This window comes from Stenotrophomonas sp. GW821-FHT02D01 (genome assembly GCF_059421765.1).
Window position 1 is genome coordinate 163,982 of record NZ_JBWKVP010000004.1, and the last position, 21,255, is coordinate 185,236.

The following is a 21,255-nucleotide window of genomic DNA, read 5'->3' on the forward strand; positions in this document are numbered from 1 at the left end:
GGCGCAAAGGCGTGCGACTGAGCAAGCACAAAGGGCCGCCAAAAATGGTCTCTGGAATTCAGTGACTTAAGCGACCGAGACGCGCTGCACTGTGCGGCTAGATTAAGCCGAGGTCCTGAACAGACGACTGCCGCCGCCGAAGGACCGCAACCCAAAGGCGTCCGCCGGCCACCCTCCTTCCGACCATGTTGGGGTTCTACCCCGATATCACGGACGGTTCTAAAAGAGCTGCAACCTTCTGATCTTGCCTGGCGACCCTTCGCCGCATCCTTGGGTTGTGGCGTCGCTCGATGTAGTCAGACACATCCGCTCGGGCTGCATCCAGTGTCGGATAGTTCGTTCGATAGACTCGCTCGCGCTTGAGCAGCCCAAAGAAGCCTTCGCAGGCAGCGTTGTCACCGCAATGCCCCACTGCGCTCATTGAACAGATCAGTCCGTTAGCCGCGAGATACCCCTGGTAGTCACCGCTGCGGAATTGACTGCCACGATCCGAATGCAGGATGACTTCGTGGTTGCCTTGGCGCTGCCAGACCGCCATCTGCACCGCCCGGATCACATCTGGCGACCCTGTCGATCGTGCATTGACCAGCCCACAATGCGCTGGCCGTACAGATCCAGCGCGATGCATAGATACAACTTGCCCTGACGGGTCTTGATCTCGGTGATATCGGTCACCCACTTGGTTTCCGGCTCCAGCGCGAGAAAATCGCGTTCAAGCAGATTGACCACGCCCGGCGGTGTCATGGCCGGACTTGCGCGCTGCCCGCGGCGCTTACGCCGGGGCCAGCCCTGCAGGCCGTCGGCGGCCATCAGGCGCGCTATCCGGTTCAGGCTGGCGCTCTCGCCTTCCTCGGCCAAGTCTTCGCGCATGCGGCCAGCTCCCAGAGTACCCCGGCTGTCTTCGTGTAGTTCGCGCATCCGTATAACCAGGCGCTCATTGTCGACCTGCCGGGCACTCGGAGGACGCTTACTCCACTGGTAATAGCCGCTGGCCGATACCTTAGGGCAGCGGCACATCAGTCGAATCGGAAACTCATCGCGGCAACGTTCGATCACCTGATACCTCAGGATGATCCCTTTGCAAAGAACGTCGCCGCTTCTCGCAAAAAATCCCGTTCCTTCTTCACACGCGCCAGTTCGCGCTTGAGTCGAGCCACCTCATCGTCCCGTGGCGTTCCGCTGCCACCGAAAGCGGCCGACACCGGATTCTGCGCCTCGCGCTTCCAGCGGGTCAGCAGGCTGTCGCGAATTCCCAACTCCCGGGCCACCTGGGCGCAGCTGATGCCGGGTTGGCTCGCCTGCTCAACCGCACCGCGTTTGAACTCGGCACTGAACTTCCTACGCTTTGACATGAACACTCCTCATGGCCTGAATCGGCCTTCTTGTAAGTGTCCGTGAAAACGGGGGTGAACCCCACGCACCTGGAGTGTCGCAAAGAGGGGGGCCATGGTTCGCCCGCCCTGCTCCCTGCTTCTGCTGCCGAACCGATATTCGATCAGGCCGGCGACTCACTACCTTTCCAGCAAGGGCTTTCCGGCCAGAACGTTCTCCCAAGCAGTGGAGCAGTTGCGCAGAACCTCTGCAACGTCTTCAGTCAAAATCTCCAGCTCTGCCCCGGTGGGGCTCCAGACCGAGGAAAAAATATTGGCGTGCGAGGCGCGTACCGAGTGAATCCTGAATTGGTCGTGCATGAATTTCAGATCTGGCTCATCGAGCAGGTTGTAGATGCTCAAGCCATGGTCAACGGCATTCTTGATCTCGGGCCTTCCGTTCAATTCATCCAAAACGTCCGAGTTCTCAGGGCTAAGCACCTCACGCCCGCGGCGGACGTCGACGGCACGAGTAGCTTCGGCAGCCTTTGAGGCGCGCCCCAAGTCATACCAGTTCTGCTGCTCGGCCTTCTCGTTGGTCAGAACACCACTAAGCAGTGCGTACATGTACGCAAAATGCTCAAGGGTAAGCCGGTGGATGGCAAATGCTTGAGGCCCATACCCGTTACGAATCAGTGCCACAGTGGCATCACAATTGCTGATGACCTTGGCCCAGAATGCCTTTGCATAGCGGCGTTCAGAACCGACCTTCGGAGAAATCGTCTGGTAGGAGGCCTCAGCTTCGTTCAAACCAGCCATTGCGGCTTCAATAGTCATTTCCATCTTCCATGGTTGCGGACGTCAGCAGCTTGCCATCCTAGAATCGGCACCGCAAGAAATCCATCCTCGACAACTCGATGTCAACCAAAGTCGTGACCATACCAGCTCCGTGCGAGACCTTCGGCGCAGACAGCCCAACGGCTGTAACCGATGAGCGCTGAGGCAATACATGTACGACCAATTTCTACAACTCCTGGCCGGCAGGCTACGCCCCCCCCTTATCCACGTGTACTCGTCGTTACAGCGGCATCTTTGGATGCACCTACAATTGCCGTCCAACACACCCAACGCAGAGCGATTCCATGCCAGGCCAGCACGAAGACAGGCTCGTCAAGAATCTTGATTGGCTCAGTACCCGAAAGGACAGCGACATCGCCATGGCGCTATCAACCAAATTGGCAGCCATGGGATGGGCGAAGCTCGAACTCCCTAGACAGCGCCTTCTCGATGAATTTGTGGACCTTCTTACCGAAGAGGTGGTGGCGATCTCAGATCCGAGGGCGCGCGGGTATGACGCGAAGTCGATAGCGCGCATCGCCAGCGTGATCGGCGGGCATGTCTTTAGCGACGCCAACTTGGTACCCCTTACCAAAAGGCGGCCCACACCATTGCTTAAAGAACATATTGAAAGCGAAGCAAGAAGCGTCGATAACGCAAGCCGACTGAAGGGAACGGGCCCCACTGCCAAAGCGATTGCCACGTGGGCAAGAAGTTCCGCAGATCACCTATCCAACAATGTTTCATTTGCCTCTTGGCAGCTTCTGCTTCTCTACTACGCCAATTTCCTGATCAGCCTGGAATCAAGAACGGCCACGTCATCGTCCTCGAACACCACGATCACAACGCGTCTGGAGCTCTGCCTTGGCCTTATGCGTCAACTTCATAGGGAGAGCGATACCTCAGAGCGGACCAACGAAGAGATCGAGGCGGACCTAGTGTACGAGAACCAGATGCTAGGGGGCTTCATCTACGCACTTGGACACGCCTCCAGCAAGGCGGGCATCACGGTCCCCGTGAACATGTTCCAGCAGACTCCCAACGATGGGGTTTTCGGTGACTTGGTTGCCGGAGATGCGCGCTGTTTCGCCCTTGAGTTCAAGAGAGATGCGAAGTCAATTCAGTCAGAGACCGGGAAGTGGACTTCAGAGGCTCTCACCAGCCTTATCAATCAAAGCGACTTGATTAGCCAGTCCCTGAAGTGCCATTTGATCTGCTACGGAAAGAGAGATGGTCAGACAGTAAGTCTTGCCTCAATCTTGTACGCAAAGGCAATCGGCGCCGCTGAAAAGGTTGTTGAGCTGTCCGCGGACGAGATCATTTCCTGCATCCTGGAGCAATCAGTTCAAGGCCAGATTCCCCCAGACCAGGCTATGGGAGTCTCCGCCGATCAGCTTGAGGACTACCTCAGGAGACTGGCGCACGTTCGCGATGGTTCCAAGGGCGGGGGCAGGGCCGCCTGGCTGGCGCTTGCGGCAGCACCTGACGGGGTCCATTTTCGTCTTGCTTCATCGTTGCCGGCGCTGATCAAGCTGCTGACAGAACCCAGCCTCAGCCGCGCTGTAGATCTACCCGGACCCTGAGCGGCAGGCGGTATATGACATCCATACATCGCGCATCCTGTCCACACCTGACCCTGGTTCTGGGATGGGTTAGGCGTACCATCATGGTCACTCCCATGTGGCCGTCTCTATGAACGAAAAGAATGAATGGGGATGGCCGGATCTCTCCGCATCTGCGCTGAGAATTTTCACCCATTTTGCTGACGCGTGGTCCTTGACCGAGAGCGAACGCAATTCAATCCTGGGAAAGCCTGTCGAGGTCGCCTTTGGTCAGGCCAGCGCTCAGGTAGGCGACACTGCGTCGTTGGAGACACTTGTCTGCGCTGGAAACGTGAACGCCTCTGACAGGTCTGCCGAAAAGGACTGCTCAGTAACCGGCCTTTCAAACGTCTACCTCGAACTCGACGCGCGCAGCGCGCAGAACACGAGCGGGGTCAGTGCTGGTACTGCTCTCCGCACCTGACGCGATCAAGCAGGCGTTCAAGGGCAATGCTGAGTCCATCATCATCTGCTGCATAGGGCGACCCAAACAGAGGGATCTGAACGCAGAGGTGCTCCTGTCCAGGATGAATGTAGGGGGCGTGATCATCCAGCAGCAGCACTTCTCCCAGACGCGGCGACGCCAGAAGCAAGTCCTTCGTCTTTCCCTCCCACTTGATGTAGTGCAGGTCCGCAAACCAACCCGGCGCACATCCTTCGCCAACCAACAGCGCAGCGATACTGCGGAAGCGAGGTTCGGGAACTGTCGTGAACATCATCAGCTGGTCAAAGTGCGCTCGGACAGCCTCCAAGAACTGATAGAGCCCCGGCCTGGGAATCTGGCTGATCGCGTTGGAGATGAGCGTCCCCTCAAGGTCCAGAGCCAAGATGGTGGGCTTCATGTGCTGCCTCGTCCGTAGGTCCGTAGCCCTACCTTGCTCCTGCGGCTGAGCGCTGTCCATCGCGTGAGCCTACTGGTACGCATGGGGTGTGAGCCTACTGGTACGGGCTGGGAGGCATGGCGGTCAAGAGTTCGCCCGCGTCACTGCTCGCCCGATCCACACGACGGCCCAGCTACCTCTGCGCAAGGACCTTGGCACCACCCAGGAGCCGAAGTCCCCCACCCTCTCAAAGCCGGTGCACCGCCGCCCCAACGCTTGCGCTCCAGACAGGTCCAAGGCGACATCTTTAGCTAATCTGCACAATCCTCCCGGTCCCGGCGGTGCGCAGCCCCCACCGGGCATGGCAATGCGTACTACACTTGACCCAACTCAAGTGGCTTAGCTGCGCCTTGTTCCTACATCTGGATGCGCGCATTTGTGCGCATAACCGACATCATTGGCCGTAACGAGCAGATTTCAGCGCAAATGGAGTCGATGCCAATCCAGTCCCCTGGCGAGATTGTTGAGGCCCTAGGCCAACGCGTCAAAGCTCGTCGACTTGCGGCAAATGTCTCGCAAGCTGCTCTGGCAGACAAAGCGGGCATCTCCCGCCGGGCGTTGGTGCAGCTAGAAAATGGCCAAGGATCAACCTTGCATACGCTCGTAAGCGTATTTAAAGCACTGGGTCTGGAGCACCAGCTTGGCCAGCTAGCCCCAACACCACTGGTCAGCCCGATGGCCATGCTGAAAGCGAAGCGATCACGTAGCCGCGCAAGCTGATCAGCTAGTCCGTTGCCTTGGCCGACCTAGTCGAATCGATATCCTCTTTTGACTGGCAGCCTCTAGGGGCCATTGATCCAGCTTTCAGAAGACTCCCCTCAGTTGGTGCAACTACCACGCTGCTTGGCGTGCGCACTCACCGCGGCGTCTCGCTCTCCCAACTCATCGCCGACTTTAGAGATCGCCTGTAAGCTGGACTGATATGACCCAAGAGCTCATCTTCGATTCTTTCGATCGGACCGACCCTCGGCCAAAGTGCGCCAGAGAGTCCCTGTTCCAGTTTTACAACCGCTCATCCTGGCCATCGATGGCCAGGCTCCGCCAATTCTTTACTTGCGCTGTCCAGCAGTACCCCGCCGCCGAGCGGAAAGAAATGATCGCTCGGCTCAAGAAAGATGCTCACATTCGATCCGCCGAGTTTGAGCTGTTGCTTTTCCAGCTTCTGACCCGCTCCGGGTTTGAGGTTGAAGTTCACCCTGAGCTCAACAATGGATCGACCAGGCGACCGGACTTCCTGGTGCGCACTCCCGATGGCGAGTCGATGCTGCTGGAAGCGATCACGATCGAGCCTACCGATGACAGTGGACTTGATGAGCATGCGATCCAGGTCCTGATGGAAGGCCTGCGGGATGCGCGCAATGAGCACTACCGCGTCACAGTGACCGTGTCGGGAAGTACCCGGAAGACGCCGCCAGCCCGTAGCTTCGTAGCCCAAGTCCAACAATGGCTGGCCGAGCTGGGAGGCCATACCCAGACGCCATGGGCCACCCGAGACTGGGTGTTTGAGGGGCTAACCCTGACGATTGAGGCGCATGCCATCAGCCCAGGTGAGGCAGGCCCCGACGATCCCCTACTCGCTGCCTACCACCGCGGCGCGATCATGGCCGACGGGATGTCTCACCTTCGGGACAAGCTGCAGACAAAAGCAGGGGCATACGGTGTCACCGGCCTGCCCCTCGTCGTGGCTATCAATTGCCAGAATGCCTTCCACAGGGACATCGACTCTATTGACGCGTTGTTTGGACGCGGCAGCCCGTCGCAGGACCAACCCCTCGGACGGCCCAATGAGGGATTGTGGTCAGCCGGACGGTACTCGCGCATGTCTGCGGCGTGGATCTTCTCCAATTTCAGCACCATCGCTTTCCTGAGAAGTCCCCACACGCTCTATCTCAACCCCGGGTCAACCCACTGCGTGCCACCCGCGTTGCGTCGATTCACTCATGCTCAGATCCTATCGACCGGGCGATGGGAGGCTGTCGCTGGTGCCGTACCTATGACTGAGCTCTTCGGTCTGGACGCTGATTGGCCCGGCGCACCCGGTCCAGGCTAGCTTCGTTCATACACCATTTCTCAATTGCGACGACTGCGTGCCGATATCAAGGCGTAACCGCACCCCGTGCAATGCATGACTGACTTCAAGCACTTTCCCAACGATTCGCGACTCTGGTTCACACGCTGGATCGAGCGCTTCAACAAGCCGCACAAAGCGTCAACCTCAACCTCAGTCTGCTGCTATCTGTCGCCGCGTCCCGCGTCGCTATCGGATCCCGCCAAAGCGACGCCAGCCCAGATCGCCCCCCTCGCCGCTTGCCTGGTGGCGTAGACGGCTAAGACCAGCACCCGTACTACGGCGAGGTTCGCTGCCGATAGTCGGCCATCAATGGAGCCAGACTGCGAAGAACGGCCTTCATGTGCGCTGCGGCCAGCGTGCTGTCCCCAATCAGCTGACGCATTAGCAAGGTGACCTCTAGAGCCGGATCACCCACAACCTCAGGCTCTTCCGCACTCAAAAGCGCATAACGGCATAGCTTTTCCATGTCCGACGTAAGGCGCTTTCGTGCGCCCTGCAGTGCGCGACTGATCTGCGGCTGCGGGACACCAGTGAGCGCTGAAACCTCCAATTGACTGTGTCCAAGCGCAATCATGCGAGCCCCCAGAGCCGCTGGAAGAGAGCGCATTAAGGGATGAAAGCTCTGGGGTTTTTTAGGCATATACGCATATTTTATGGTATAAGATGCATAGAAAGAAAGCGGACTCCCACGAAACGGGAACGCGCCCTAGACGTCCTGCCAGTCCGATCAGGTGTAAACCCAGCTTGTCCGGAGTTGCAGATGCAACGCTCGGCGACTAAAGAGGCTCCCCATGCAGCGCGCCTGCGTAATGCTCGAATCCATGATGGTGAACGTTGAACTGCCCTCCGCAGAGTCGGAGGTAGTTGCCGGGGTGCCGTGGGGCGCCGTCGAAGCGTTTCCCACTCCGGCGTACTGGGCATACCAGGTCATGGCCAGGCGCATCGAGGCGCGCTCGATCAAGTACAAGCTGGGCAAGACGCTTCGCGAGGAAGTGGGCGCATGCCTTCTGGGCGGTCACGGGATCCCTGCGAGCATTGGATTGCTGGCTTACAACCACCTCAAGTCGAAGGGTGCCTTTGAGGCTGATGCGCCGGACGAGCAGGATCTGCTTCAGTGGCTCTCCGAGCCGATGGAGCACGAAGGCCGCTTGGTGCGGTATCGCTTTGCCGGCCAGAAGGCACGCTACCTGGCAGCAGCAATGCGCAAGCTCTCCCAAGAGCCCTCTCCGGATCAGTCAGGTCGCGCGCTACGCGACTGGCTGACCTCTGTTCCAGGGATCGGATACAAGACCGCCTCCTGGATTGCGCGCAACTGGCTGGATGCAGACGATGTCGCGATCCTGGATATCCATATCCTGCGCGCCGGCGTTCTTGCCGGGTTCCTGGATCCAGAGCTGACAGTGGAGCGGAACTACCTCCAGCTCGAGGACCAGTTCCTGAAGTTCAGCGCTGGCTTGGGCGTGAGGGCGTCCGAACTCGATGCCGTCATTTGGCTGGACATGATGGCCTCCCCCCTGACCGTCGGCGCCACACTCAGCGCGCTGCCGGAAAGCAAGTTCAAGGCCAAGCACGCGCCCTCACGGCCGCGCTCCCAGCGCCGCCAGCCCCACTCCAACCAGATGGCACTGCTCGGATAGCCGCCCCACCCACGGGTCACCAGTTATCCCAAGAAGGCAGTAGTTCAACGCCAAGGCCTCCGCGGCAATGGCCAGAGCCCCTTGCATGACACCTGCATCGCGCCATATCAGACTGCAGGGATTCTCATACTTGGCGGCGGTCATTGCCGGCTCTGCCACGAACAAGAGCAGCGAGCCTGGCTCGGTCCGAATCACCTGACCTGCCTCTTCGCACAGCCCCTGCAGCACGGTGGACGCATGGCCCAAGACATCCAGGGCGTGGGTCATGGCGTTGTAGCGTGCCCATTGCCCTTCCTCCAGCGGAAGCTGCACCAGCAGGTGCACCGGATGGATAGCGCCTGCAGAAGGGACTGGCCGCTGCTGCAGGGAGAACCCCATTGGCGACTCGGCAGTTCGCTGGCAATGCAGCGTATGCCATAGCAATGTGCTCAGCGCCTGCATACCGATGGGTGCAAAGTCCCTGCGACTTCGGCGCCGCACGAGTGCCTCCGGCCAATTACTCTCTACGTCCGAGGCGGCCGGCAGTGCGATCGAGCGCACTACCGGCCACTGCCAAGGCGCATAGGGCTCAGGGTCCTGACGAGGGACCGGATTACCGAGCGTCGCCCGCATACCCTTCGAGCTCGTGCCATACCTGAAAGTACTTGTTGCAGCCGCGGCAGTTGCCGCAGGCCACCGACGCCTTGTGGCAGCTGTGAGCCCAAGACAGCAGATCACGAGGTATTCCCGAGGTGCGCACCAGATCGCTGGTTTGCAGCTGGATCGCCGGGGCCTCAACCACCATGCCGCCTTCCTGGCTTTGCATCAGCTTGCTGATCAGGTCGACGAAACCCAGCGTGCCATCCTGATGACTATCATCCGAAGCAACGGTACCGACCCAAAGTCTCTGCGCGCCCATAGAGATCGACTTCATACCAACCAGGGTAAGCAGCAGCTGGTTTCGGTAGGGCCACCAGTCACTGGCAGGCGCGTGAGCGTCGGGGGTGGAACCTGCCATGTCCCCAGAACCCAGCTCACGACCGTCAAACCGAATGACGTAGTGCGGAATCTGCAGTCGCTCGCTTACGGCACTGGCTGCCACCACTTCCGCAGCCGCGGCGAGTTGGCCATAGTCCACTGTGAACGCCATATCCGGACGCTTCCACCAGGCCAGGGCGATCGAGTCCATCCCGCCAGACAGTAGGAGGGCACTCTTCATACGCAAACACCATTCCAAGCGGTCTGATAGATGGCACTGACGAAGTCATCGCGCAGGAAGCAGTCGGTACCCTCCATCATCTTCAGGTCCTCAGGCGACACGTTCTCGGCATACATCACCACCGGGATTCCCCGAGATCGCGCGTAGCCCACCTCGAAGATCGTGCCTGAGTCCAGCCCATCTGCGATGGCGAGCATGACCTGGCTCCGGTGGATGCCCTCAATGTCCTTCCCCACCACCATCTCGGCGGGGCCAGGGCCCACGTCGTGGTAGGGAGAGAACACGTCCAGGCCCATGTCGAGGAGGCAGTTGCGGGCCTGCTCGACCACCCAGAGCTGTCCAAGGGTGAAGAAGGGCCCGGCCAAGTAAACGGTAGGCACCTGCCCCTGCAGGTAGGTGTCAGACAACAGCAGCGGCACCGGAGCAAATGCATCGAGCTCCTCTACATCAGGATACCTGCGGTGCTGGGCATAGAAGGCAGCCGAGCGCGATGCTCGGTCCGCAGCCTCCAAGGGCGAGCGGCGCTCTTCCATCCAGGCGTATGCAAAGTTGGCCGCAAACTGATCCCCGCTGCCGATCTTCCACACCCGAGATGTGGCGTAGGCCGGAACACATTGAATGGCGCCCTCATGGTGCACCAAGGCCCCCTTCGGCCCCATCTTCAACACCACCACTTCTGCAGCATGCTGCGAAGCCAGCTCGGCAGCCATTTGCTCGGGTGTCAGATCGAACTGTTGGAGCAGGCTCCTTGCCTCAGTCAGATTGAGCACAAGTGCCAGGTGCCGGGCCTTCGAGCCGTTAGCGCCAAATGACTCAGTCTCGGTCACGTTCTGAGGATCGAATACGGCGTACTCGGCGTCCACTATGGCTGTGCTCTCCACCATGCCAAAGCGAAGCACGTGATCGGCCGTCACGCTGAGCGAGGGTTGCCGCTCTGGCTGCTCGATCCACGGTATAGATAGTCCGTGGCTGTAGTGAAAAGCGGCAGACCGGGGTAACGTCGCAATCGATAGGCTAAAGCCCTCGTCCGCTGCACGACACTCCAAGATCGGCTGGAGGGCAGCATCGAGATAACCGTGCAACGTCACCTGCCCACCCAGACGCGCCACCGCTGACGCTGCACGTCCGGCCGAGCCATACACCTCGTCCCACTGCGGGCGCAAACACACCTCGCGGTAGATACCACCGACGATGGTCAACATCCATTTATCCCCTGTCGTTGCCTAGCGCCTCAAGGCGAGATGCGTATGGTTACCTGGCCGCTGGCCTTGCTCAGTACGGTGGCCTGGTAGTGGGTTCCCTGCCGAATGCACTCGAGCAGACGGGACATCTTGGGAGAGGTGATACCACCGGCCACCTGATTCCCGTGCTTGATCACCACCACCACTTGACCAGCCCCCTGCTGCTCCATGGCAACCGACAAAATGTCGCCCACGTTGATCCCCGCCACAACCAAAGGCTTTGGAGAACTCAGCTGCGTCTCAAAAGAGAGACGTTCACAGGCAATCTCCTGAACTCCACCCCCCCCAAAACTACCACCACCAGATCCAGACATTTCCGTCTCCTATCCCTAGTGAACGAGGCCTGAGAGCGCCTCGGAAGAGTTCCCGCACAACATTCCATGCAATGCTTGAGTCAATCACCAACTGCGGTCAGTTTCGATACTAATGTACATAAGGGCCGTCAGAGCAGCCACGGCTACACTCTACAACCCGTTGGTGGCAGCCTCAATCTCGGCAAAGTTGATCTGATCTATCAGATCACGCGCCACGATGAGGGAGGGTATGGCTGGACGCGCCACACAGATCTCGCTACCCCGGTAAGTCCACAGCATGATCTTCAACAGCTCGTGCAGCGAGATGTCCCGGTGTTGGGAGATATGGGTTATACCCGAGAGCATCGTCGGCACATTCTTTCCCGCCTGGACACTTTGAAGGTTTGCCCACAAGTTGATCATGAACTCCAATTCGATGTGCTACTCATAACTCGGGGACGTCGGCTAGCAGCCATTGCCAACCTGGATTGAAGTGCGATCTGATCACTTCTGCGAGGCGACTCCTGATGCGCAGCGATGTCTGTTCAGGGCAGATATCGCCCTTCACCAGAATCTCCCTAGTCACTTCACCTGCAAACCCCGATGGTGGCCCGAATGTCGCCCCCTCACCATCAAGCGTCCCTCTGCAGGAAACCACACATGAGCCTGGCGCTGGTTCACAGCCGTGCCCGCGCCGGGGTCGATGCCCCGCTGGTGCGGATCGAGGTGCATCTCTCCGGCGGTCTGCCGGTCACCCAGATCGTCGGCCTGGCCGAGACCAGCGTGCGCGAGTCGCGCGAGCGCGTGCGTGCCGCGATGCTCTGCGCGAGGTTCGACTTTCCGCAGCGGCGCATAACCTTGAACCTCGCGCCCGCCGACCTGCCCAAGGAAGGCGGTCGCTACGATCTGGCTATCGCGCTGGGCATCCTCGCTGCCAGTGGCCAAGTCGATCCGCAGTCGTTGCTGCAGTACGAATTCCTCGGCGAACTTGGCTTGACCGGTGAGCTGCGCGCGGTGTCCGGTGCGCTGCCGGCCGCCATCGCCGCCGCGGAAGCCGGACGCATCCTGATCGTGCCCCCGGGCAACGCCGCTGAAGCCGCCCTCGCCCAGCACGCCGATGTGCGGGTGGCGCGCACCCTGCTGGAATGCTGCGCCGGGCTGGGCAATCCACGCCTGCTGCCACAGGTGGAACGCGTAGACACAACGCCGCTGCCGCTGCCGGATCTGGCCGATGTACGCGGGCAGGCGCTCGCACGCCGCGCGTTAGAGGTTGCCGCGGCCGGTGGTCACCATCTGTTGCTGATCGGCAGCCCCGGCTGCGGCAAGACGCTGCTCGCCTCGCGCCTGCCCAGCCTGCTGCCGGATTCCGAAGAGATCGATGCCCTGCAGTTGGCGGCCATCACCTCGGTCAGCGGCGAAGGGCTGGACCCGAAGCGCTGGCGGCAGCGGCCGTTCCGGGCGCCGCACCACAGTGCGAGCGCGGCGGCATTGGTGGGGGGCGGCAATCCACCTTGCCCCGGCGAGATCTCGCTGGCGCACCACGGCGTGCTGTTCCTGGATGAGCTGCCCGAGTGGAACCGCAGTGCGCTGGAAACCCTGCGTGAGCCGCTGGAGTCGGGTCACATCCGCATCTCCCGCGCGGCGCGCAGCGTGGTCTACCCGGCACGCTTCCAACTGGTGGCGGCGATGAACCCGTGCCCCTGCGGCTGGGCCGGCGACCGCAGCAACCGCTGCCTGTGCAGTGACGAGCGCGTCACCCGCTACCGCGCGCGGGTATCGGGCCCGTTGCTGGACCGCATCGACTTGCACATCAACGTGAGCCGCATGGATGCGGTGGAGTTGCGCGAGAGCACACCCTTGGGCGAACCCAGCGCCAGCGTGCGTTCGCGGGTGGAAGCGGCACATGCGCGGCAACGGGCGCGTGGTGGCCTCAACGCGCACCTGCCGCCTGCTGCCCTGCGCGCGTGCACGCGCTTGAGCGAAGCCGACCAGGATCTGCTGGAACAAGCCATCGAGCGCCTGCAGCTGTCGGCGCGGGCGATGCATCGCATCCTGCGCGTGGCACGCACCATTGCCGATCTTGCCGAAAGCGGGACCATCCGGACCGCGCACCTGGCCGAGGCCATTGGGTACCGGCAGCTGGACCGGGGCAAGCCAGGCACCTAGCACGCTGCTGCATGCACGAAGGAATCAGATTCATCTGATATCTGCCATGCCACCTGCGCCCTGACCATTTCCGCGAGCCCATACACAAGGAGACGCGGTTTGCTCAGGATGCTCATCATGGGCGGGCAGGAGGCCGCCCGTCAGCGGATATCACGGACGATAGGACGGCGCGGCCTGATCCGCATGGAATCGATCTACAGCGTGGACAGCGGCCTGTCGGTGCTGGAATGGCGCAACTACGACCTGGTGGGAACGTTCCTGGCCGCTGGCCTCGGCACGCGGTTGCAGGAATCATTCGTGCTGCGCGACGCGAAGGTGCAGCTGGTGCTGTTCGGCGTGGGGTTGAGCGAGGAAGTCGCCAGCATCCGCCTGCGTCTGCGCGCGCAGGGGCTACCGTCGCCGATTCTGGTCCGGACCGACTTTGACAGCTACGACGAGTCGCTGTTCTGGCGATCGTTGACGTCGCACATGATCCTGCCGTCGGTACTGGAGGGCACTGGCCCCCTCCCCGCCGTGGGCGACGCGTGCGACCATGCAGGACCCAGTCCCTAGCGGTGCCTGCCTTGCCAGGTGCCCGCCCAGCCATACATGAGCACTCCCCAGCCGCCGCACCTGCCGACCTCCGATGCGTCCACCCCGCTGACACCTGCGGCAACCGGCGGCGGCGGGCCACTGGGTGAAACGAAGATGCGCGAAATCGCGGTGCGGATCTCGCAGTACTTCCGCGATTTCCTTGAATCGGATTTCAAGCGCGCGCAGGCACCGCGGCGCCGCATCGTGCTTACCAGCGATTCCGGCTTCCGCGCAGGCATGCGCACCGCGCCGTATCCGGCGTTGGACAAGGAGCTGTGGAAGCTGCTCAGCCGGCCCTCCGGCGAGGAGCTTTCGTTCACCATCGGCCCGCGCAGCTACACCCGGCCGATCAGCGCGACGCTGCGCCGCATCGTCGAAGAGCAGGTCAACGCCATCACCGAGACCGCCATCGCCACGGTGCGCGTGGCCGTGCTGGACAAGGCGCGCGTCAGCATGGCCGGTGCACTGGAAGACCCGGAAGCCTGGGTGGAATCGGTGCAGGGCACCCTGGTGGATGCGATGTGCGTGCAGGTGGTGCGGCCGCTGATCGCTCATCTGGCCGGCCCACTGCAGGGCCAGGCGTACTGGGTGATGGATTCGCTGCACGCGGCTGAATCGGACCTGGTCACCCGCTCCGTTGTGGATCTGTACCAGACCCTGCCGGAGGTGCTGGCGCGCTTGCTGGCCACCGGTGATGAACTGCCGCTGCAGCAGGCCTGCGAGCACCAGCTGACCCGCGAAGGCACGATCAGCGCGCTGATGGCCTTCTTCGAGAACTTCGTGGCGGCCGACGCCTTCCATGAGTTCCGCGACCTGGAAACCTATGTCGCCACCGGCGATGGTCTGCAGCTGTATCTCTACGTGGGCACGCTCAAGTACGCGGGCGTGCAGTACCCGGTGTTCTACCTGCCGCTGGACGTGGTGCGGGCCAAGGATGGGTCGGGCTACACCCTGACCCTCAGCAACCGGCTGTTCGCCAACCGCCGCGCGATCGACTTCGTGCTGCAGGAACTGGCCGTGGGCATGGCCCGCGAGTGGGTGTCGCCGATCCAGGAGCGCATCCAGTACCTCGACCCGGCGCAGAGCCTGTTCGAAGTGGCGGCGTCGCTGTTCCGGCAGGTGGCCAACGCGGTGGATCTGGGCGGCGAAGTCTCGCTTTCCTCGTCTGCCAGCGAGGCATCCACCGCCACCGTGGCGCTGTCGCCTGCCCTGCACCTGGCTGCGTTCGAGCGCGCGGACGAGGCGCTGCTGAATGATTTCGAGGAGATCATCGACCAGGCCCGCAATGGTGGGTCGAAGCTGGTGGATCTGTTCCACGGCATGGTGGAAGGCGTGCTGATGCGCAACCCCGAACCCATCGGGGAACGGGTGGAATCGGCCTGGGATGCGCTGCCGCTGGTGGAGCGCATGGTGTTCGATTCGCCCATTCCGTTGAATGAGGAGCAGCGCAAGATCCTGCTGGCCGTGCGCGAGCCGCAGGGGCGGATCGTGGTGGTCGAAGGCCCGCCCGGCACCGGCAAGTCGCACACCATCACCGCCATCGCCGCCGACTGCGCCTTCAACAAGAAGAGCTGCCTGGTGCTGTCGGACAAGACCGAAGCGTTGGACGTGGTGTACGACAAGCTGTCCGATGCGATGAGCCGGGTTCGCCACGATCGTGATTTCCCCAACCCCATCCTGCGGCTGGGCCAGCAGGCAGCGAACTTCAAGCGCCTGACCTCCACCGGCACGATCAGCCAGATTTCGGCCTTCGCCAAGGCGATGAAGGCCAACCAGCCCGCCCTTGAGAGCGAGCGCCAGGACACGGCACAGACGCTCCGGCAGGCCATCTCCAATACCGTGCAGACGCTGGGGCGTGTATCACTTGCTGCAGTGAAGACCATGCACGAGCAGGAAGCGGCGCTGGGCGAGCGCGCCCCCGCGGTGCTGCAGCAGGTGCACGCGGTGATGGATGCCAACGTGCTGACCGAGCTGGAAGCGGTGACCGCGCAGGCGGACGCACTGGAAGCCTATCTTGCCGACCTGTTCGGCAGTACCGACTACACCCCGGCGTCGCTGGACGAGCGCATCCGTCGCGATGCGGTGACCACTGCCTTCCTTGCCAACCGACCGGTTGACGGCTGGGCGCTGTTCGAGTCGTTGGATGCCGAGCAGATACGGCTGCTGGGTACGCTGTTGCTGCAGTACCAGCAGCTGAAGATGCCGCTGCTGGGTTATCTGCTGCGTGGCAATGCCGTGCGCGGGCTGGAACTGCAACTCAACCAGCTTGGCACCACACGGCCGCTGCTGCTCAAGCAGGATGCAGCCGCCCTGCAGAACATCGTGCAGGGCGCAAACGCGCTGCGCATGAAGCTGGAGGCCGAAGGCCTGGGCACGCAGCTGGCGGCCAGCTACCGGCAGATCGCCCACGGCGCCGCGCCGGGACCGGGTGCGGCGGTTGCACGCCAAGCGATGGCCCTGCTGGCAAGGCTCAATCCGGCCATCGTCGAGGCCCTGCTGGCCGAGCCGAAGGACGACCCCGCACTGTGGGCGCTGACCCTGCGCTTCCTGCAGGGCTGGATGGCCACGCGCAAGGCCTTCGTCGATGCACCGCAGTACGACTATGTGGGCACCAAGACCAAGCTGGAACGCCTGAATACCTCGGTGATGAATGCCCATGTGGATGGGCGCCTGATCAGCTTCATGGATCATCACCGCGCCGACGCGCGGGCATTGGCGGGCGTGATCGCCAACCGGCAGAAGTTCCCGGTGGACAAGTTCGAGAGCGTGCGCGAGTCGTTCCCGGTGATGATCGCCAGCATCCGCGAGTTCGGCGAATACATGCCGCTGGCACCGGACCTGTTCGACGTGCTGGTGATCGACGAAGGCTCGCAGGTCTCGGTGGCACAGGCACTGCCGGCGCTGCTGCGTGCGCGCAAGGTGGTGGTCCTGGGCGATTCCAAGCAGTTCTCCAACGTAAAGGCCGCCAACGCCAGCATCGCGCTGAACGACAAGTACCGCTCGGACCTGGTCAACTACTTCCGCACCAACGTCAGCCAGCAGGCCGACGTGCTGGAACGGTTGGCCATGTTCGATGTGAAGCGCTCGGTGCTGGAGTTCTGCTCGCTCTCGGCCTCGTACTCGGTGATGCTGCGCAAGCATTTCCGCAGCTATGCGGAACTGATCGGGTTCTCGTCCTCCACCTTCTACAACCACCAGCTGCAGGCATTGAAGATCCGCAGCCGGCCGCTGCAGGAGGTGATCCGCTTCAGCCAGGTCGATGCCAGTGGGCACCGCACCAGCCGCAGTACCAACGAAGCCGAAGCGGCCTTCATCGCCGAGCGCCTGGTGGAACTGCTGGATACGGACGCGCCGCCCACGGTCGGCATCATCACGCCGTTCCGCGAGCAGCAGACGCTGTTGTCCAAGACGCTGTTCAACCATCCGCGCGGCCGCGAGTTCGAAGAGCGGCTTCGCCTGAAGGTGATGACGGTCGACTCCTGCCAGGGTGAGGAACGCGGGCTGATCTTCTATTCGATGGTGGCGACTGCCGGCCAGGACGCGCTGAACTACATCTTCCCGGTCAGCCTGAGCGGCGCGGTGGATGCGGTGGAAGACAAGCTGAAAGTGCAGCGCCTGAATGTCGGCTTCTCCCGCGCGCAGGAGGCGATCTGGTTCGTCCATTCGATGCCGGTGGATGCGTTCCGCGGCGCAATTGGCAATGCCCTGCGTTACTACGCCAGCCAGCTGGACCGTCCCGCGCCCGACGCCGCGCAGACCGATGCGCGCAGCCCGATGGAATCGAAGGTGCTGCAGTGGCTGCAGCAGACGCCGTTCGTGCTTGCCCATGGCGATGCGGTCGAGATCATTCCGCAGTTCCCGGTGGGCGACTACCTGCGCCAACTCGACCCGACCTATCAGCACCCGGCGTGGCGCGTGGACTTCCTGGTGACCGTGCAGACCGTGCGCGGCGCGCTGCAGATCGTGATCGAGTACGACGGTTTCGAATTCCATTTCCGCCGCGACAAGCCGGTGCATGTGGGCAACCACGAGCGCTATCTGGTGGAGGCCGACGTCGAGCGCCAGCTGACCCTGGAAAGCTACGGCTACCGCTTCCTGCGCATCAACCGGTTCAACCTCGGCAGCGACCCGGTGCAGACGCTGTCCGACCGGCTCTATCGCCTGATTGAAGTGGCCGGCACGGAAATCCGTTCGGCAGCGGTCGATCAGGTGATCGAGCAGGTGCAGGGGCTGGAATCGAAGGAGAAGAAGGTCTGCAGCCGCTGTGGGCAGATCCGCAGCCAGGAAGAGTTCTTCGACCCTGACCTGCGCGCCGGTGCCGGCGGGGTGGGACGGATCTGCATGCCCTGCAAGGCGGGCTAGGCGGTGTTGCGGGGTGCCAGCGTGCGCAGTGCCACCGCCGCCAGCCTGCGGCTGACCAGCGCGTAGAGCTCTTCCAGTTCGGCCGCGCGCGCGTCGGTCATGTTGGTACCGAACAGTACCCGCGACAGCGCGGCCTTGTGGGTGTCGGCGGGATAGCGCGCCCGCGCCCGGTACACGGCCTGCAGCACCAGCCAGGCCAGGCGGAACCCGCCCCCGGGCAGGGGGCGGACCACGCGGTCATAGACCTGCCAGAACTGGTACTCGGCCTCCAGGTCGACCGCCGGTGCTGCGAACGGCACCGGACGCGCACGTCCATGGGCGCGCCTGCGGACCGGAGGGAAACGGGGGTTGTGCTGTGCCATGCGTACAGGATGACCCAGCAACATTGTGGGAACCTTGCGTTGGTGCCCGGAAATCAGTGCAGATCGTGCAAACAGCGGATGGGGTCGGAGCCCTTGGCGTGGCAAAGGGATCCGACCCCGTTCCATGTATCAGAACGACATCGAGGTGCTGAACATCACCTGCCGGGGGGCGCTGCGCTGCAGGGTCTGGTAGTCGCCCGAGAACGACGAGCCGGCGATGGTGGCGGTGCCGATGTTGTTGCGGTTGAACAGGTTGCTTACGTCCAGCCGCAGCTCCAGCCCCGGCAGCAGGCTGTCCGGGCCCAGGGTGTAGGCGGTGTACGCGTTGACCTGCCAGAACGTCGGCACGCGGATGTCGTTTTCATAGGTGAAGGGCTGGCGCAGGTACGAGGTGCTGGTGGCACCGAAACGCCAGTCGCCGAAATGCGCGGACAGGTCGCTGACCAGCGACAGCTGCGGGTAGCCCGGCTGCGCGTTGCCCTTGATCGGGTACACGGTATCGCCCACCACGAAATCGCTGTCGTAGTACGAGCGCGCCAGCGCGATGCCCTGGTAGAACTGCAGGTGGTCGGTCAGGTCGGCGGTGATGCCGAGGTCGGCGCCGATCACGTGCATCTTCGGCATCAAGCGCACCGTGTTGATCTGCGCGAATTGTGTGCCGATGGCTGCCGACAACAGCCGGTTGCGGATATCGTTGTAGAACACATCGCCAGTCACGGTCAGGCGGTCGAAGCGGTGGCTGGCGCCCACGGTCAGGTTCCAGTTCTTTTCCGGACGCAGGGTGCCGGCCACGCGGTCGAACTCTTTCTGGTCACTGATGGTCCAGGCCGACGCGGTGTAGCCGATGTTGCCGCGCTGGGCCACGCGATAGCCGTTCATGGTGTTGACCAGGTCGATGAAGGCGTCGGTCCGCTCGGTCGGGCTCCAGTACAGCGACACGTGTGGCAGGAAGTTGCTCTTGGCCCTCAGCATGCCGGACACCGGGCGCTCCGCTGCGTCGCCGATGCCACCGCCAGTGGTCGTGAAGTCCACGGCCTTGAAGCCCAGCCCCAACACCAGCGTGTCGGTGACGGCGTAGTTGTCATGCAGGTAGAGCTGCCGTGAACGGGTCACCCAGCTGGATGCGTTGTCGGTCTGGAACGCCGGCCCGTAGACATCGAACGGCCCGGTCGCCTTCAGTGGCTTGCCCTGCCCCAGCAGCGGCTGCTGGTACCACTCGGTCTTCGCGGCCGCCTTGCTCTTCTCCTGCCAGAAACCGGTGGTGAGGGTGTGCGCACCGGTCTCGAACTGCAGGTTGAACATGCCCCCCAAGCGATTGAGGTGCGGCGTCTGCACCTGCTCGGAGAAGGGCGCGCCGTTGGGCGACGGCACGGTCGGGTCGGTCAAGGTGGCCTGGGTGTGGCTGTTGGCGTTGTACAGCTGCACGTTGCCGCTGAGCGCGGGCGTGATCTGGAAGCGATGGTTGATCGACGCGACGCGGTCGCGGGTCACCTGGCCGGTGTCGTAGGGAATCAGCTCGGACAGCTCACCGCAGGTGTAGGCGCCGCAGGACTTGTCGGCGTTCTCCGGCGAGGCCACGTAGTACGCCCACGCATAGTCCGGATAGAAGCTGTCGGCCTTCCAGCCCAACTTGCGGATCATGTCGAAGGAGATGTTGTTGTAACCCCACACCGCGGCCTTGCTGTCGGACAGGAACACGGTGAAGTCACCCCACGCCACATCCTGCTGCGCCTTCAGGTCACCGCGCAGGAACTTCTGCGTGCCGGCGCCCTGGTACTTGTCGGCCGACACGCGCTGCAGGTCGACCAGCAGCTTCGGGCCGTGCTCGCCCAGCTGGCCGCTCTGGCCGGAGACCGTGGTGACCAGCGTGTTGTTGCTGCCCACGCCCTGCTTGATGCGCAGGCTGGGGGTGTCCTGCAGGTCGCGCAGGCGGTACTCGAGGCTGCCGCCATTGACGCTGCTGGAGAACACACTCACTGGTGCACCACCCGGGCTGACCGTGATCGAACCGATGCCGTCGGGTACACCTACGTTGACCACACTGGTGCCGGTAAGCGAGAGGAAGCCGTTGTCGTTCAGCGGCACGCCTTCGAAGGTGATGCCCATTTCATTCATGCGGAACCCGCGCACGAACAGGCTGGTAGCCGAGATGTCCAGGCCGAGACCGTCGGTGGCGGTGTAGCTGGCGCCCGGCACGTTCTTCAGCATCGACAGGCCGTTGTTGCCGGACACCATCGAATCCAAGTCGGTGGCGTTGATGACGTAGCGGTTCGGGCCGACCACCTGGGTGGGCGCGACGGCTGCACCGCGTGGGGTGGCGATGACCTGCAGCGCGTTCAAGGTGGTGGGGGTGTCGTGGGCCGCGTCGGTGGACTCGGCAGCGTGCAGCGGTGCAACGAGGGCGATGCCGATTGCCAGGGCAAGAAGCGTAGGTGGAGTGTTCATGGCCAGATCCAGGGTGCAGGGGAAAGGTGGCGCAGGCGCACGCCCAGCGCGATGCAGCGCCGGTGTGCGGCGCGCTGGCTGGCGGCGATTGCGTTGAAGTGATGACGGCGCGGTACGCGCCGGTCAGTGGCGGATGAAGACGATCATCTGCCGTGGGATTCGGTGGCGTGATTTCGACGTGCGGAATTCTTGCATCGCACTGCCGCATCCGCCATTGCACCGTGGTACAGCGCCGATGGCGATGTGTATGGATGGGCTATACGTGGGTATAGCCCTTG

Annotated in this window: 17 protein-coding genes and 1 pseudogene; 8 read left to right on the forward strand and 10 right to left on the reverse strand. The window is 62.4% G+C overall.

Translation table 11 applies throughout. From position 1 onward, the window contains the following. Window positions 1-196 precede the first annotated feature (196 nt). Window positions 197-1,352: pseudogene (locus AC07UW_RS10435) on the reverse strand (IS3 family transposase). Between the two features lie 159 nt (window positions 1,353-1,511). Next, entirely contained in the window at window positions 1,512-2,147 is a 636-nt protein-coding gene (locus AC07UW_RS10440) for a DUF5677 domain-containing protein (protein ID WP_495211996.1), read from the reverse strand. Between the two features lie 305 nt (window positions 2,148-2,452). Here AC07UW_RS10440 and AC07UW_RS10445 point away from each other — a divergent pair, with 305 nt between their 5' ends. Both AC07UW_RS10445 and AC07UW_RS10450 read left to right on the forward strand, forming a co-directional pair. Beyond that, window positions 2,453-3,730, forward strand: a complete 1,278-nt coding sequence (locus tag AC07UW_RS10445) for a hypothetical protein (protein WP_495211997.1) — start codon at window positions 2,453-2,455, stop codon at window positions 3,728-3,730. A 109-nt stretch (window positions 3,731-3,839) separates the two neighbouring features. Then, on the forward strand, window positions 3,840-4,172 hold the full coding sequence (locus AC07UW_RS10450; protein WP_495211998.1) for a hypothetical protein: 333 nt from the start codon (window positions 3,840-3,842) through the stop codon (window positions 4,170-4,172). On the opposite strand, the gene AC07UW_RS10455 is transcribed toward AC07UW_RS10450, so the two are convergent. Next, the gene (locus tag AC07UW_RS10455) at window positions 4,144-4,590 is read right to left on the reverse strand and encodes an NIF family HAD-type phosphatase (RefSeq protein ID WP_495211999.1); all 447 of its coding nucleotides are present in this window, start codon (window positions 4,588-4,590) and stop codon (window positions 4,144-4,146) included. The two genes, AC07UW_RS10450 and AC07UW_RS10455, sit on opposite strands and share 29 nt — an antisense overlap. A gap of 405 nt (window positions 4,591-4,995) precedes the next feature. Between AC07UW_RS10455 and AC07UW_RS10460 the strand changes: the two genes are divergently transcribed. The 3 genes from AC07UW_RS10460 to AC07UW_RS10470 all read left to right on the forward strand — a co-directional run bounded on the left by AC07UW_RS10460 (window position 4,996) and on the right by AC07UW_RS10470 (window position 8,337). Next, window positions 4,996-5,349, forward strand: coding sequence for a helix-turn-helix domain-containing protein (locus tag AC07UW_RS10460; RefSeq protein ID WP_495212000.1), 354 nt, complete (start codon window positions 4,996-4,998; stop codon window positions 5,347-5,349). A 202-nt stretch (window positions 5,350-5,551) separates the two neighbouring features. Beyond that, window positions 5,552-6,679: a hypothetical protein gene (locus tag AC07UW_RS10465; RefSeq protein ID WP_495212001.1), complete on the forward strand. Its 1,128-nt coding sequence runs from the start codon at window positions 5,552-5,554 to the stop codon at window positions 6,677-6,679. 812 nt (window positions 6,680-7,491) lie between these two features. Continuing rightward, on the forward strand, window positions 7,492-8,337 hold the full coding sequence (locus tag AC07UW_RS10470; protein ID WP_495212002.1) for an 8-oxoguanine DNA glycosylase: 846 nt from the start codon (window positions 7,492-7,494) through the stop codon (window positions 8,335-8,337). On the opposite strand, the gene AC07UW_RS10475 is transcribed toward AC07UW_RS10470, so the two are convergent. From AC07UW_RS10475 to AC07UW_RS10495, 5 genes are all read right to left on the reverse strand, one after another. After that, a complete protein-coding gene (locus tag AC07UW_RS10475) occupies window positions 8,278-8,778 on the reverse strand; it encodes a nitroreductase family protein (RefSeq protein ID WP_495212003.1) in 501 nt (166 codons plus the stop codon). The genes AC07UW_RS10470 and AC07UW_RS10475 overlap by 60 nt on opposite strands. Before the next feature lie 151 nt (window positions 8,779-8,929). After that, window positions 8,930-9,535, reverse strand: coding sequence for a 7-cyano-7-deazaguanine synthase (locus tag AC07UW_RS10480; protein ID WP_495212004.1), 606 nt, complete (start codon window positions 9,533-9,535; stop codon window positions 8,930-8,932). After that, window positions 9,532-10,737 (reverse strand): PfkB family carbohydrate kinase, encoded by a 1,206-nt coding sequence (locus AC07UW_RS10485; protein ID WP_495212005.1) that lies wholly within the window; start codon window positions 10,735-10,737, stop codon window positions 9,532-9,534. Before AC07UW_RS10485 ends, AC07UW_RS10480 begins: the two co-directional genes overlap by 4 nt. A 29-nt stretch (window positions 10,738-10,766) precedes the next feature. Then, window positions 10,767-11,090, reverse strand: a complete 324-nt coding sequence (locus AC07UW_RS10490; protein WP_495212006.1) for a hypothetical protein — start codon at window positions 11,088-11,090, stop codon at window positions 10,767-10,769. A gap of 150 nt (window positions 11,091-11,240) precedes the next feature. Then, window positions 11,241-11,492, reverse strand: a complete 252-nt coding sequence (locus AC07UW_RS10495; protein WP_495212007.1) for a hypothetical protein — start codon at window positions 11,490-11,492, stop codon at window positions 11,241-11,243. 237 nt (window positions 11,493-11,729) lie between these two features. Between AC07UW_RS10495 and AC07UW_RS10500 the strand changes: the two genes are divergently transcribed. From AC07UW_RS10500 to AC07UW_RS10510, 3 genes are all read left to right on the forward strand, one after another. Then, window positions 11,730-13,235, forward strand: a complete 1,506-nt coding sequence (locus tag AC07UW_RS10500; RefSeq protein ID WP_495212008.1) for a YifB family Mg chelatase-like AAA ATPase — start codon at window positions 11,730-11,732, stop codon at window positions 13,233-13,235. A gap of 99 nt (window positions 13,236-13,334) precedes the next feature. Beyond that, window positions 13,335-13,787: a hypothetical protein gene (locus tag AC07UW_RS10505; RefSeq protein WP_336022288.1), complete on the forward strand. Its 453-nt coding sequence runs from the start codon at window positions 13,335-13,337 to the stop codon at window positions 13,785-13,787. Between the two features lie 36 nt (window positions 13,788-13,823). Continuing rightward, window positions 13,824-18,170, forward strand: a complete 4,347-nt coding sequence (locus tag AC07UW_RS10510) for an AAA domain-containing protein (protein ID WP_495212009.1) — start codon at window positions 13,824-13,826, stop codon at window positions 18,168-18,170. Here the strand turns inward: AC07UW_RS10510 and AC07UW_RS10515 are convergent. Both AC07UW_RS10515 and AC07UW_RS10520 read right to left on the reverse strand, forming a co-directional pair. Continuing rightward, window positions 18,167-18,469 carry a hypothetical protein gene (locus tag AC07UW_RS10515; RefSeq protein ID WP_223496980.1) on the reverse strand — a complete coding sequence of 101 codons (303 nt, stop codon included), beginning with the start codon at window positions 18,467-18,469 and terminating at the stop codon, window positions 18,167-18,169. The genes AC07UW_RS10510 and AC07UW_RS10515 overlap by 4 nt on opposite strands. A gap of 192 nt (window positions 18,470-18,661) precedes the next feature. Continuing rightward, window positions 18,662-20,977, reverse strand: coding sequence for a TonB-dependent receptor (locus AC07UW_RS10520; RefSeq protein WP_495212010.1), 2,316 nt, complete (start codon window positions 20,975-20,977; stop codon window positions 18,662-18,664). Window positions 20,978-21,255 lie beyond the last annotated feature (278 nt).

What these genes read in the sequence shown, in the direction of transcription:
- AC07UW_RS10440 (WP_495211996.1), bottom strand. Translation starts at nt 2,147, where the DNA reads ATGACTATTGAAGCCGCAATGGCTGGTTTGAACGAAGCTGAGGCCTCC.
- AC07UW_RS10445 (WP_495211997.1), top strand. Translation starts at nt 2,453, where the DNA reads ATGCCAGGCCAGCACGAAGACAGGCTCGTCAAGAATCTTGATTGGCTC.
- AC07UW_RS10450 (WP_495211998.1), top strand. Translation starts at nt 3,840, where the DNA reads ATGAACGAAAAGAATGAATGGGGATGGCCGGATCTCTCCGCATCTGCG.
- AC07UW_RS10455 (WP_495211999.1), bottom strand. Translation starts at nt 4,590, where the DNA reads ATGAAGCCCACCATCTTGGCTCTGGACCTTGAGGGGACGCTCATCTCC.
- AC07UW_RS10460 (WP_495212000.1), top strand. Translation starts at nt 4,996, where the DNA reads ATGCGCGCATTTGTGCGCATAACCGACATCATTGGCCGTAACGAGCAG.
- AC07UW_RS10465 (WP_495212001.1), top strand. Translation starts at nt 5,552, where the DNA reads ATGACCCAAGAGCTCATCTTCGATTCTTTCGATCGGACCGACCCTCGG.
- AC07UW_RS10470 (WP_495212002.1), top strand. Translation starts at nt 7,492, where the DNA reads ATGCAGCGCGCCTGCGTAATGCTCGAATCCATGATGGTGAACGTTGAA.
- AC07UW_RS10475 (WP_495212003.1), bottom strand. Translation starts at nt 8,778, where the DNA reads ATGCAGGCGCTGAGCACATTGCTATGGCATACGCTGCATTGCCAGCGA.
- AC07UW_RS10480 (WP_495212004.1), bottom strand. Translation starts at nt 9,535, where the DNA reads ATGAAGAGTGCCCTCCTACTGTCTGGCGGGATGGACTCGATCGCCCTG.
- AC07UW_RS10485 (WP_495212005.1), bottom strand. Translation starts at nt 10,737, where the DNA reads ATGTTGACCATCGTCGGTGGTATCTACCGCGAGGTGTGTTTGCGCCCG.
- AC07UW_RS10490 (WP_495212006.1), bottom strand. Translation starts at nt 11,090, where the DNA reads ATGTCTGGATCTGGTGGTGGTAGTTTTGGGGGGGGTGGAGTTCAGGAG.
- AC07UW_RS10495 (WP_495212007.1), bottom strand. Translation starts at nt 11,492, where the DNA reads ATGATCAACTTGTGGGCAAACCTTCAAAGTGTCCAGGCGGGAAAGAAT.
- AC07UW_RS10500 (WP_495212008.1), top strand. Translation starts at nt 11,730, where the DNA reads ATGAGCCTGGCGCTGGTTCACAGCCGTGCCCGCGCCGGGGTCGATGCC.
- AC07UW_RS10510 (WP_495212009.1), top strand. Translation starts at nt 13,824, where the DNA reads ATGAGCACTCCCCAGCCGCCGCACCTGCCGACCTCCGATGCGTCCACC.
- AC07UW_RS10520 (WP_495212010.1), bottom strand. Translation starts at nt 20,977, where the DNA reads ATGAACACTCCACCTACGCTTCTTGCCCTGGCAATCGGCATCGCCCTC.